The 12,375-nt window shown below is 37.7% G+C and carries 11 protein-coding genes and 1 pseudogene; all 12 read right to left on the bottom strand.

Annotation, left to right across the window (positions count from 1 at the left end; translation table 11 throughout):
- Positions 1–23: 23 nt before the first annotated feature.
- Positions 24–692, bottom strand: coding sequence for a hypothetical protein (locus BOQ62_RS20275; protein ID WP_129042192.1), 669 nt, complete (start codon positions 690–692; stop codon positions 24–26).
- A gap of 168 nt (positions 693–860) precedes the next feature.
- Positions 861–2,240, bottom strand: a complete 1,380-nt coding sequence (locus BOQ62_RS20280) for an NADH-quinone oxidoreductase subunit N (RefSeq protein ID WP_129042193.1) — start codon at positions 2,238–2,240, stop codon at positions 861–863.
- 16 nt (positions 2,241–2,256) lie between these two features.
- Positions 2,257–3,750 carry a NuoM family protein gene (locus BOQ62_RS20285; RefSeq protein ID WP_164976806.1) on the bottom strand — a complete coding sequence of 498 codons (1,494 nt, stop codon included), beginning with the start codon at positions 3,748–3,750 and terminating at the stop codon, positions 2,257–2,259.
- Positions 3,751–3,752: 2 nt separating this feature from the next.
- On the bottom strand, positions 3,753–5,666 hold the full coding sequence (gene nuoL, locus BOQ62_RS20290; protein ID WP_129042195.1) for an NADH-quinone oxidoreductase subunit L: 1,914 nt from the start codon (positions 5,664–5,666) through the stop codon (positions 3,753–3,755).
- A 2-nt stretch (positions 5,667–5,668) separates the two neighbouring features.
- Positions 5,669–5,998: an NADH-quinone oxidoreductase subunit NuoK gene (gene nuoK / locus BOQ62_RS20295; RefSeq protein WP_089696983.1), complete on the bottom strand. Its 330-nt coding sequence runs from the start codon at positions 5,996–5,998 to the stop codon at positions 5,669–5,671.
- Positions 5,999–6,002: 4 nt separating this feature from the next.
- Positions 6,003–6,500 carry an NADH-quinone oxidoreductase subunit J gene (locus BOQ62_RS20300; protein ID WP_105703833.1) on the bottom strand — a complete coding sequence of 166 codons (498 nt, stop codon included), beginning with the start codon at positions 6,498–6,500 and terminating at the stop codon, positions 6,003–6,005.
- Positions 6,500–7,056: pseudogene (locus BOQ62_RS20305) on the bottom strand (NuoI/complex I 23 kDa subunit family protein). The gene BOQ62_RS20300 and the pseudogene BOQ62_RS20305 overlap by 1 nt, the downstream one beginning before the upstream one ends.
- A 124-nt stretch (positions 7,057–7,180) precedes the next feature.
- Entirely contained in the window at positions 7,181–8,245 is a 1,065-nt protein-coding gene (gene nuoH / locus BOQ62_RS20310; protein WP_129042196.1) for an NADH-quinone oxidoreductase subunit NuoH, read from the bottom strand.
- A 180-nt stretch (positions 8,246–8,425) separates the two neighbouring features.
- A complete protein-coding gene (locus tag BOQ62_RS20315) occupies positions 8,426–9,424 on the bottom strand; it encodes a 2Fe-2S iron-sulfur cluster-binding protein (protein ID WP_129042197.1) in 999 nt (332 codons plus the stop codon).
- 41 nt (positions 9,425–9,465) lie between these two features.
- On the bottom strand, positions 9,466–10,377 hold the full coding sequence (locus tag BOQ62_RS20320; protein WP_129042198.1) for a hypothetical protein: 912 nt from the start codon (positions 10,375–10,377) through the stop codon (positions 9,466–9,468).
- A gap of 5 nt (positions 10,378–10,382) precedes the next feature.
- Positions 10,383–11,741 (bottom strand): NADH-quinone oxidoreductase subunit NuoF, encoded by a 1,359-nt coding sequence (gene nuoF, locus BOQ62_RS20325; RefSeq protein WP_105703836.1) that lies wholly within the window; start codon positions 11,739–11,741, stop codon positions 10,383–10,385.
- A 102-nt stretch (positions 11,742–11,843) separates the two neighbouring features.
- Positions 11,844–12,353: a complex I 24 kDa subunit family protein gene (nuoE, locus tag BOQ62_RS20330; protein WP_034693429.1), complete on the bottom strand. Its 510-nt coding sequence runs from the start codon at positions 12,351–12,353 to the stop codon at positions 11,844–11,846.
- Between the last annotated feature and the right edge of the window lie 22 nt (positions 12,354–12,375).

Here is a 12,375-nt window from a genome sequence, read left to right on the forward strand (position 1 = left end):
GGAAACTTCCGAGCTTTGATATTTTAAATATCCCCAGATTTTCCAAGCTGGTAGAGATTATTAATTTGTTGTGTGCTGAGACTGTCTGTTCTGAATTGAGAATCGAGAAAATATTCATCTGCAGATTGATATAGATCCTGACTGGTCAGAGAGATTTCCTCCATATTTTTTCCATCAATATAAACTTTAAAATCATCGAACCATGCTTTCCCTTTTCCTTTAAGAAAGCCTCCGATCATAATTTTGTCAGTGTCTTTAGGTATTGCAATAGTGATGATATATTTTTTCCAGTCTCTTGTTCCCTGAATAGTTTCTGTTTTTACATTTTTTGCGTTGAGTTGTATTTCCTGCTGATCTCCAAAAGTTATAAACAAACCGGCTATGTTTTCCACTTTTTCAGTTTTGATATAACCTTCCAGCTTTATTTCCTTTTCTTTATAATTATTGATGAAAATATAGGCCATACCTCCTGTATTATTTGCCCATTCAGATTGAATGAAAACAGATTTTTTCCCGGAATGAAACAGAGCGGATTCTGTTTTCACAACATTATTTCCCCAACTGAACCAACCGTCGGGTAATTCGTTTTTCCCTGTTTTTGATTCAAATCCGAAATTATAATCTTTAGGGTTTTGAGAATGACAACTAATCGTAATTAATGAGGAAAATATAATGAGAAAAAGATTTTTCATATTTAAAAGTGGTGTAGGGCTTACAAATGAAAGTCATTAAAATAGATGCTGAGCTTCCCGGTTTTGTTTTTTCAAATATAGGCTTTTGTTTTACTTCAGTATGAAAAGTACGGGTAATAAAAAAGCACAACTGAAAAGTTGTGCTTTTAATATTGTGTTGTTTGGATTTTACAATCCGAACATTTTTGCAAAGAAATCCGGGAAAACTCCAAGGATGATGATCAAAGCAATAACAATTACTGCAACGATGTTGTAAGTAAGGGTTACTTTTTCTGACGATTTGAATGTTGATTCTTTAAAGAAGAACATCGCGATAATCAGTCTTAAATAGTAAGCAATAGATAGGGCAGAACCTAGTACAGCTACCAATACTAAGAAAGCAGCACCGTTCATTGCCTGGGAGAATAAAGCAAATTTCCCCATGAAACCAGCCGTTAGCGGAACTCCAGCCATTGAAAGCATAGAGATTGTTGCCACTGTTGCTAATAAAGGTTCCGTTTTCGCCAATCCTTTGAAGGCTCCGAAAGAAGTTTCTCTCTTTAATTTCTCTACCCAGATCAGACACATGAAAACTCCTACTGTAGATAAAGAATAAGCAAATAGATAGAACGCCAGGTTATAAGTAGAAAGGCTTGTCATTCCGAAGAATACCAATCCGATATATCCTGCGTGAGAAACTGAAGAGTATGCCAACATTCTTTTTGCATTCGTCTGAGCAAGACCCATAACGTTTGCCAAAAGTAAAGTAATGATTAAGAATACTCCTAAAACATTGATCCACTCGTGAGTTACCCCAGTGAAACCAAGCGTCATCAATCTGAATAGGGCAAAGAATCCTGAGATCTTTACTACACTCGCCATGAAAGCTGTGATTAATGATGGAGAACCTGCGTATACATCAGGGCTCCACATGTGGAAAGGTGCTAAAGCTACTTTGAAGGCCAATGCACAAAGAATCAGTAATACTCCTAAGATGAACATTACATTCCCTGAATTGGCTACTCCAAAATCATGAATCTTATAAAGATCAAAACTTCCCGCACTTCCATAGATGAACGCAATACCGAACAGTAAGAAGCCTGTTGCAAAAGCACCCATCAGGAAATATTTAATAGAAGCTTCGTTGGATCTAAGATCAGTTTTATTAGCTCCAGCCATTACATATAATGGAATAGAAAGGATTTCAACTCCCAAGAACATCGTCACTAAGTTCTGATATCCGAAAAGGATGATCCCTCCACATAATGCAAATAGCATCAATGCATATAATTCTGACTGGTGGCTTCTGTGATTGCTGAACGCAAAACCTCCCAGGAAGAATAACAATAAAGTTGTTACGATTGATATTTTAGTGAATAATGCGGTATTGTCACTGTACTCGTACATATGCTTATAATGGTCGAAGAACGAACATTCCGGCATAAAACTTACATACAATGCAATGATTAATCCCAAAATCCCAATGTATCTTGCGAATTTTCCTTGTTCAAAAACTCCTGAAAATAACGCAATAACTGCCGTTAGGAAAACAATAATTAAAACACTCATTTCTTAAAATATCAAATTAACTTACCATTGATTGGTAGATAAACTTCACCGAACTACTCACCATGTCGATTACCGGTTGTGGGAAAATACCTAGTAAAATCACAAAAACCGCTAAACTTGCCAATACAGAAAATTCTACTCCTGATAAATCTTTTGCTGTACTTAAAACGGCTTCATCTCCTTCTCCAAACATTGCTTTTCCGTAGAATCTCAATAAATACACAGCACAAAGAATTACCGTAAGACCAGCAATTACTGCTGCTGTTCCGTTAAAATCATATACTGATTTCAACAAGATAAATTCCCCGATGAATCCATTCGTTAATGGAACTCCCATTGAACCTAATATAATGATCAGGAACAACACCGCAAACTTAGGCGCTACTTTAGCTAAACCACCCATTTGTCTGATGTCTCTTGATTTGAATCTCTTATATAAAATATCACAACAGTAGAATAAACCTACTACGTTGATACCGTGTGCAAAAGTCTGTACTAAAGCTCCTTCAGCTCCTTCTACATTGAAGGTTCCTCTTAAAGTAACCACTGCAGAAGCGAAGATCCCTGCTACCATCAATCCTACGTGAGAGAAAGATGAATAGGCAATGATTCTCTTCATATCCGTTTGGATAATAGCGATCAAAGCACCGTGAACAATTCCTACGATGGCAAGAATAATCACAATCTGTCCGGAAATTCCAGCTATCGGAAGGGGAGTAATTGGAAGTAAATAACGCATTACCCCATATACTGCCATCTTAAGCATGATCCCTGATAACAACATGGATCCCTGAGTAGGAGAGTAGGTATACGTGTCAGGCTGCCATGTATGGAAAGGGAATACCGGTAATTTCACTGCAAAAGCAAAGAAAATAAACCAGAATACCACAGTCTGCTGTACTTCATTCAGCTGAGCATTATATAAATCTGTTAAAGCGAATGATGCAGAGTGGTTGTACACATAGATCAATCCGGCTAACATAAATAAAGACCCAACGAATGTATATACGAAGAATTTCGTAGTGAATTCGAACCTTTTATTCTCTTGTCCCCAAAGTCCGGCAATGAACCAAATTGGAATCAAAGTTACTTCCCAGAAAATGTAGAATAACAATCCGTCTAAAGAAGTGAACACTCCTACAAGACCAAACTGCATCAACAGAATCAGTCCGTAGAATGTATTTCTGTAGTTTACATTTTCGTTGAAAGATGATAAAATAATGATTGGAGCCAGAATATTGGTCAATACTAAAAGAAGCATGCTCATTCCGTCAACACCGAAATGAAGAGAACTTTTAATGAATTGAGACCAAGGGTAAGTGATTTCGTACTGAAGCTTACTGTCTACTGTCGGTCCAAAATTGAAATCCGAAAGCATGTAGAAGGTAAGGAGCATCTGTACCAATGCAATTCCAAGCGCCAAATATTTGCTGGAATTATTCTTCCAGGCAAAAACTAATCCCGAACCTACTAGAGGTAATAGTAATAATGTTAATAACAAACAAGACATTATTATTGTAATAAAAAGTTAACAATTAATATAATTCCCACAGCTAAAGACATGATAAGGATATATGTCTCTACATTTCCGTTCTGTACACGCTTCATAGCTTTTCCGCTGTCTTCAGCACCATCACCTACAAAGTTTACAAAACGGTCTAAGATACCCTTATCAAACATTTTTCCTCCGCGTCCTAATCCTTCAACAGTTTTTACAATCAATGCGTTGTAAAGTTCGTCAACGTATAATTTCTTAGCAGAAAGTTTCTCCCATCCGGTATAGCTTTCTTCTGCAACAGCCATTTTTTTCTTTTTCACGTAGGTGTTTCTTACGATAAACCAAACAGAGAAGAACATCAGGATTGTTGCTGCTAATAAGATCATTTCAGTATTGAAAGGTACTCCTGAAAGAGTAGCTTCCATCTGGCTGTAGCTTTGTTCCGTAAGAACTGGCTTTAACCATTCCATCAGTTTTGCATAGTGTCCGTGACCGATGAAGTGAGGCAGGTTGATAAAACCTCCGATTACAGAAAGAATAGCCAATACGATCAATGGTATTGTCATATTAGACGGGCTTTCATGCAAGTGGTGTTTCTGATCTTCAGTACCTCTGAATTCTCCATGGAATGTCAGATAATACAGTCTGAACATATAAGTTGCAGTCATTGCTGCTAAAACAAATAAGATTACCCAATAGATAGGGTTTTTAGCGAAAGCTGCTACTAAAATTTCGTCTTTAGAGATCATCCCTGATAATAAAGGGAAACCTGAGATGGCTAATGTTCCGATAAGGAATGTAGCATGGGTAAGAGGAATATATTTTTTAAGACCTCCCATGAAACGCATATCCTGTTCGTTGCTCATTGCGTGGATTACAGAACCTGCACCCAAGAATAATAACGCTTTAAAGAATGCGTGTGTCATTACGTGGAACATTGCTGTTGTGTATGCTCCAAGACCTAAAGCGATGAACATAAACCCAAGTTGTGAAACTGTAGAGTATGCCAGTACTTTTTTGATGTCATTCTGACGTAGTGCATAGAATCCTGCCAAAGCAGCCGTTAAGAATCCGATGAATAAAATTCCTCCCTGTACTGTAGGTGCTAAAGTAAATAAGAAATTGGATCTTACTACCAAATAGATACCTGCCGTTACCATTGTTGCCGCATGGATCAACGCTGATACAGGAGTAGGCCCGGCCATCGCATCCGGTAACCATGTATATAATGGAACCTGAGCAGATTTACCGGTAGCACCGATGAATAAACTCGCTGTAATAAAGATAATCACTGTTCCGTCTAATTCAAATTTTGAAGCGTTTTCTGCTACAGAAAGATAATCTACAGCATTGGTTTGAGAAGCAATCATGAAAATACCGATCAATAACGCAAGGTCACCAATTCTGTTCATGATGAAAGCTTTTCTTGCTGCTTTACCGTATTCTTCGTTGGTATACCAGAATCCGATTAACAGGTAAGAACAAAGACCTACACCTTCCCATCCGATGAACAGGATAAGGTAGTTGCTTCCCATTACTAAAAGTAACATGGAGAAGATGAAAAGATTCAGATAAGTAAAAAACTTGTAGAATCCTTTATCATGACTCATATATCCGATAGAGTATAAGTGGATCAGTGAACCGATACCCGTAATGATCATTACCATCATTAATGAAAGCTGATCAATCTGGAATCCAAAGTTGATTTGAACACCATTGACTCTAAACCATTCAAAAGCTTTTACAATAACAGGCTGGCTTTCAGAATTGAAATTCATGAAAAGACTTACCGCAATACAGAAAGATCCGAATACGGCTGCAGTAGCCAAAGATCCTACGAATATTTTTGGAAGATTTTTCCCGAACAGCCCGTTAATAAGAAACCCTAAAAGTGGTAAAAGTACTATTGCATATACTAGATTCTCCATTCTTATCCTCTTAATTTATTAAATATACTCACATCTACAGAACGGGTATTTCTATATAGCATAGCAATAATTGCCAGACCTACCGCTACTTCCGCAGCTGCTACCACCATAATGAAGAAAACTAAAAGTTGTCCGTCGCCGTTGCCTTTATATGCTGAAAAAGCTGCCAATAAAAGGTTTACAGAATTCAGCATAAGCTCTACACAGCCCAGAATCACAATAGCATTTTTTCTAAGCAATACTCCCATTACTCCCAAGCAGAACAATACTGAGGAAAGAATGATGAAGTATTCCAAAGGGACGCTTTGTATAAATGTATTTACTTCTCCCATAATTTTATAAATCTTTTTTACCGATTAATACCGCGCCCACAATACCTGCCAAAATTAGGATGGAAGCAAGCTCAAACGGTAAAACATATTCATTAAACAAAAGTCTACCCAGATTTTTCGTAAGACCCACTCCTCTGTCTACATTTTCAACAACAATGTGGTTATCTTTTATTCCTCTGAAAACCCCTAATACTCCTACTAAAAGAATACCTGCCGTAAAAACTCCAACAAACTTTAAAGTATTGTTCTTCTTACTTTCGTCTCCTTTATTAAGGTTAAGCATCATTAAGATATAAAGGAAAAGTACCATGATGGCACCTGCGTACACTATGATCTGGATAATTGCAAGGAACTGTGCATTGAGAAGAATGTACATTCCGGCAATTGAAAACATCGTAACAATCAATGACAAAATAGCATATAAAGGATTTCTTGCAAATACAAAATATACAGCACTTGCCACTGCTAAAAACGCCACCAAGAAAAATAAAAACTGATCCATTATTTTACCGCATTTTTTTGTTTCTCGGATTGTCTTGTCGTGATATCAATCCTTTCATTTATTTTTCAACTAGTTTATCTTTTCCGTAAATGAAAGAACCTCTGTTGGTTTCTACGTCTACCAATCTGTCTGTAAGATAGATGGCAGATTTAGGACAAGCTTCTTCACACATACCGCAGAAAATACATCTTAGCATATTGATTTCATATACTGAAGCGTACTTTTCTTCTCTGTAAAGACCTTTTTCCTCTTTAGTTCTTTCAGCAGCAGTCATCGTAATGGCTTCTGCAGGACAAGCTACCGCACAAAGTCCACAAGCTGTACATCTTTCTCTGCCTTCTTCGTCTCTTTTCAAAACGTGCTGGCCTCTCCAGATGGTGGTTCTTGGTTTCTGTACTTCCGGATACGAATATACTGCGGGAGCACCCTTTATCACGGTTCTTACAGCATGCTTAAATGTAATCCCCATCCCTGTAAAGATGGCAGGAAGGTAGATTTTTTCAGCAAGGGTCATTTCTTTATTGGAAACAACTTTTGATCTGTTTGTAAGTTTCATTTAATTATAGATATTAGATGTTAGACACCAGATTTTAGACTAATCTTGTCTGTTATCTTAATTTTTAATATTCAATATTTACACAAACCTAACAGGTTTTTACAACCTGTTAGGTTTAGATAATTTAATTTCCAAACGCTAAAATTACAGCTCCTGTAATTAATAGGTTTACCAATGCCATTGGGATTAATGTTTTCCATCCTAAGTGCATTAACTGGTCATATCTGAATCTTGGAAGGGTCCATCTGATCCACATAAAGATCAGAATTCCGATTACTGTTTTTGTAAGGAACGCTACGATACTTAAAATTCCCGCAGTGTTTTCACCCCAGCTCTGCGTTACCCATTCAATACCAGGATAATTATACCCTCCGAAGAAAAGAACGACCATGAAAGCATTGGAAATAAACATGTTCACATATTCTCCGAACATATATAATCCTAACTTCATGGAAGAGTATTCTGTAGAGTATCCTGTTACCAATTCGGATTCACACTCTGGTAAATCGAACGGGTGTCTGTTGGTTTCTGCCAAAGCAGCTACAAAGAAAACAAGAAATGCAATCGGCTGGTAGAAAATGTTCCAGTTCAATCCTGAAACCCAAGGAATAACACCCCATAATTTTCCGGTAGTCTGGCTTTCAGTAATTTCTTTTAAATCCAAACTTCCTGACATCATAATGATAGAAAGAAGTGCTAATCCCATTGCCAATTCATAAGAAATCATCTGAGAAGAAGCACGGATAGCACCTAATAATGAATATTTATTGTTCGAAGCCCAACCTCCGATCATAATTCCGTAAACCCCGATGGAAGCCATACCGATGATGAAAAGTACACCCACGTCAATGTTTGCCACCTGAAGATCAAAAGAAGTACCTGCTATATTTAAACTTTTACCCCAAGGAATAACAGCTCCTGTAATCAATGAAATAAACATTACCAAAGCTGGCCCTAATACGAAAAGGAATCTTTCTGCATTGGCAGGGGTGAAGTCTTCTTTAAAGAAAAACTTTCCACCGTCAGCAAGAGGCTGCAGCAATCCGAAAGGTCCTGCTCTGTTGGGGCCAATTCTATCCTGCATGATAGAGGCAACTTTTCTTTCTGCCCAGGTAGAGTAGGCTGCAATCGTAAGTGATAGCAGGAAAAGTGCTAGTACAAGTATAAGTTTAAATGTAAGTAAATCCATTTTTTATTTTAAATGTTTGAAGATGGGAGCTGGAAGCTGGAAGTTTATCACGTCGTGGCATCAACTCTTCATCACATTACCAAATTTTTATATATTATTAAAACAGCTAAAATTAAAACTGAAATTTAGGGTATTTATTAAATAAACTCCCAGCTTCCAGCTTCCTAACTTCCAACTATTCTATTTTTCGTCTTTTTCACTGATTTCTTTAGCCATCGGATTGTCTAAAACTCTTAGCTCATCCTTAGGTTTTTCGTAGTGGTTCAATGAAATTACAGAATGTCTGTCGATATGTCTAGGACCTTCGATGTTCCAGTCTGATAATGCTTTTCTTTCGAAACGGCAGGTATCGCAGATGAATTCTTCTACTTCACCCCACTGGTCTTTTCTTGCAGTTACTCTTACAATCTCGTCACCCTTCATCCATACTAAAGCTTTTCCTGAACACTTATCACATTTACAAGAAGCGTTCATAGGTTTTGTAAACCATACTCTGCTTGCAAAACGAGCCGTTCTGTCTGTTAATGCTCCTACAGGACAAACGTCGATAACGTTTCCGATGAAGTCATTGTCTAAAGCTTTATTTAAATAGGTTGAAATTTCTGCGTGATCTCCTCTGAAAAGGATACCGTGTTCTCTTGTTTCTGTAAGCTGGTTAGCTGTCAGTACGCATCTTGCGCAAAGAATACAACGGTTCATATTTAATTTGATGTTCGGTCCAAGATCATCAGCTTCGTAAGTATTTCTTTCGAATTCTGTTCTTGTGCTGTCTACACCATGCTCATACCCTAAGTCTTGAAGATGACATTCTCCTGCCTGATCACATACAGGGCAGTCTAGCGGGTGATTCACCAATAAGAATTCGGTAACCGCTTTTCTTCCTTCCTGCGCTTTCTCAGAAGTAAGGTTTTTTACCTCCATACCGTCCATTACATTAGTTCTGCAGCTTGCTACTAATTTTGGCATAGGGCGTGGATCTACTTCAGATCCTTTAGAAACTTCTACCAGACAAGTTCTACATCTACCTCCACTGGTTTCTAATTTGCTGTAGTAGCACATCGCAGGAGGTACAGATTTTCCACCGATTTGTCTAGCAGCTTCCAAAATAGAAGTTCCAGGCAGAACTTCGGTAGTCTGTCCGTCTATAGTTATTGTGAATTTTTTAACTTCTTCGCTCATATTGTATGCTTTAAGCTTTATGCATTAAGCAATAGGCTTTGTTATTTATATTTCTTAGTATTAAATGTATATCCAATTCCTCCCAGAACTTGTCCGAAAACAAAATCCTGACGTGCTTTGTCCGGTTTATTATTCAATGTGGTTTTGATATCCCACATATTGATATATCCTGCTTTTCCTTCTAATCTCAACATCCAGTTTTTCCAGAATACAAGGTTAAGACTGGATCTGATATCGGTTCCCATCCCTGCAACGTGAAAACGGTCACTTCTTTCATTACCAAAAAGTTTTACATTACTTTTCGGAAACATAAATCCGATTCCGGCTCCATAAGACCATACTAAATCTATATTTTTCTTATGAACAAGATTTTTGTATTTCTCAAGACCTAAGTTTTCATAATTAAGTCCGTCTGTATGTTCGAAAGTAAGGAACTTCTCATCTGCAAGATTCACCTGCCCGTTTTGGACCATCGCTGCATATTCAGGATCTGAAATATGACCTTTGAAACCTACAGTCTGGTTCTGATCCATTACATATTTCATATGGTCTATCCCAAGTACCAATGCTAAATTGTCTTTAATGAAATATCCTATTCTGAAATTATACTGTGTTACAGTAAACCAGCTTGGATCAAAATAGACAATTCCGAATTTTGTAGGTCTGTCCTGTGCCTTTACATTATTCAGTTGAAAATCGTATCCGTTTCCGGTAAAATGGATATCAGAATTGCTATAAGCCGCTCTGTTCCATCCATAAAATACGAAGATCTGACCTTTCTTGCTTAATGGTAAAGGCTTTTCTTTTCTTTCAGCTTTAATCTGCTGTTTCTCACTCGCTACATATGATAAATCTTCTTCAACGGATCTATTATAATTTGCAGTATCTGTTTTCTTATTCTGTGCAAATACAAAATTCGACATCATTAAGCCGACAACCAATATTTTTTTCATCTTACCTATGCATTCTTTTCAACAGCCGGGATAGGATCTGCATAATGTGCCAATCCATAATTTTGTGTCTGAGACAATTCTGGGTTTTTGATGTGCCACTCGAATTCATCTCTGAAGTGACGGATTGCTGCTGCAACCGGCCAAGCTGCTGCATCACCCAATGGACAGATTGTGTTTCCTTCGATTTTTCTCTGGATATCCCAAAGTAGATCGATATCTTCCATTTTTCCTTCTCCTTTCTCGATTTTCTTTAAAATCTTATACATCCATCCCGTTCCTTCACGGCAAGGAGTACATTGTCCACAGCTTTCGTGGTTGTAGAATCTTGCCAAAGTCATGGTATGATCTACAATACACTGGTCTTCATCCAAAACGATGAAACCTCCTGAACCCATCATCGTTCCGGTAGCAAAACCACCATCTGCCAATGATTCATAGTTCATATATCTTGGCTCTCCGTTCACAGTTCTCAGCAATAGATTTGCAGGAACAATCGGAACAGAACTTCCTCCAGGAATACAAGCCTTTAATTTTTTACCATCTTTAATACCACCGCAATATTCATCAGAATAGATGAATTCTTCTACAGTGATGGTCATATCGATTTCGTATACCCCAGGTTTGTTGATGTTTCCACAAGCAGAAATCAATTTCGTTCCTGTAGATCTTCCAACACCTATTTTAGCATATTCAGCACCTGTAATATCAATGATTGGAACAATTGCTGCGATAGATTCAACGTTGTTTACCACCGTTGGTCTTTCCCATAGACCTTTTACAGCCGGGAATGGCGGTTTTAATCTTGGGTTACCTCTTTTTCCTTCAAGGGATTCAAGCAATGCAGTTTCTTCACCGCAGATGTATGCTCCACCACCTCTCTGTACATAGATTTCAAGATCGAAACCAGTTCCTAAAATATTTTTACCTAAAAATCCTGCTGCTTTGGCTTCTTCAATCGCTTCCTCAAGGATATCCGGAATCCATGAATATTCTCCACGGATGTAGATATAAGAAGTATTGGAACCTAAACAGTAAGAAGAAATTAGCATTCCCTCGATCAATAAATGAGGAAGGAACTCCATCAGATATCTGTCCTTGAATGTTCCGGGCTCAGATTCATCTGCATTCACAACAAGGTGTCTTGGAACGCCTTCCGGCTTTGCCAAAAAGCTCCATTTCATTCCTGTTGGGAATCCAGCTCCACCACGACCTCTCAGTCCTGAAGCTTTTACTTCTTCAAGGATTTCGTCAGGAGTCATCTTCAAGGCTTTTTCAGCAGCTGTGTAACCTCCCTGTTTGCGGTACGTTTCAAAGTAGCGAATACCTTCTATATGTGCGTCTTTAAGTAAAAGTTTTTTACTCATTGTTATTTGCTTATTGCAATAGGCTTTTGGCTTCTTGCATTAATTATGATTAAACGTTAAGTGAATAATTTAAAATCTAAAATTTAGAATTTAAAATTTCTATTAGTCTAAAGCAACTTGTCCCTGTCTGCAAAGATCAAGGATTTCATCTACTTTTTCTATCGTTAAATTTTCATGAAAGAATTTTCCAAGCTGCAGCATTGGTGCATATCCGCATGCTCCAAGACATTCAGCTGGCTTTAATGTAAACATACCGTCTTCAGTAGTTTCTCCGTCTTTAATGTTCAGTTTGGTTCTGATATGATCCAGAATTTTTTCGCTTCCACAAACCATACAAGGTCCTGTTCTGCAAACTTCCAATACATATTTACCTACCGGCTTCATATTAAACATGGTATAGAAAGTAGCCACTTCATATACTTCGATCGGCTGGATACTTAATAGTCCGGCAACATAATCCATCACAGGAACATCTAACCATCCTCCGAATTCTTTCTGTGCCAGGTGAAGTACAGGAAGAAGAGCAGATTTCTGTCTTCCTTCAGGATATCTTGCGATAATTTTGTGTACCTGTGCTAAACTTTCCGGTTTAAAAGCTATTGTTTCGCTCATTTTTTATCTAAGATTAAAGAAC

It is taken from the genome of Chryseobacterium sp. CH21, from assembly GCF_004119445.1.
Taxonomy (GTDB): Bacteria; Bacteroidota; Bacteroidia; order Flavobacteriales; family Weeksellaceae; genus Chryseobacterium.

Excerpts from the sequence above, each read along its gene's own strand:
- nuoH (WP_129042196.1), bottom strand. The coding sequence starts at position 8,245 with ATGGATTTACTTACATTTAAACTTATACTTGTACTAGCACTTTTCCTG.
- BOQ62_RS20280 (WP_129042193.1), bottom strand. The coding sequence starts at position 2,240 with ATGAGTGTTTTAATTATTGTTTTCCTAACGGCAGTTATTGCGTTATTT.
- nuoK (WP_089696983.1), bottom strand. The coding sequence starts at position 5,998 with ATGGGAGAAGTAAATACATTTATACAAAGCGTCCCTTTGGAATACTTC.
- BOQ62_RS20285 (WP_164976806.1), bottom strand. The coding sequence starts at position 3,750 with ATGTCTTGTTTGTTATTAACATTATTACTATTACCTCTAGTAGGTTCG.
- BOQ62_RS20300 (WP_105703833.1), bottom strand. The coding sequence starts at position 6,500 with ATGGATCAGTTTTTATTTTTCTTGGTGGCGTTTTTAGCAGTGGCAAGT.
- nuoF (WP_105703836.1), bottom strand. The coding sequence starts at position 11,741 with ATGAGTAAAAAACTTTTACTTAAAGACGCACATATAGAAGGTATTCGC.
- BOQ62_RS20315 (WP_129042197.1), bottom strand. The coding sequence starts at position 9,424 with ATGAGCGAAGAAGTTAAAAAATTCACAATAACTATAGACGGACAGACT.
- nuoE (WP_034693429.1), bottom strand. The coding sequence starts at position 12,353 with ATGAGCGAAACAATAGCTTTTAAACCGGAAAGTTTAGCACAGGTACAC.
- BOQ62_RS20320 (WP_129042198.1), bottom strand. The coding sequence starts at position 10,377 with ATGAAAAAAATATTGGTTGTCGGCTTAATGATGTCGAATTTTGTATTT.
- nuoL (WP_129042195.1), bottom strand. The coding sequence starts at position 5,666 with ATGGAGAATCTAGTATATGCAATAGTACTTTTACCACTTTTAGGGTTT.
- BOQ62_RS20275 (WP_129042192.1), bottom strand. The coding sequence starts at position 692 with ATGAAAAATCTTTTTCTCATTATATTTTCCTCATTAATTACGATTAGT.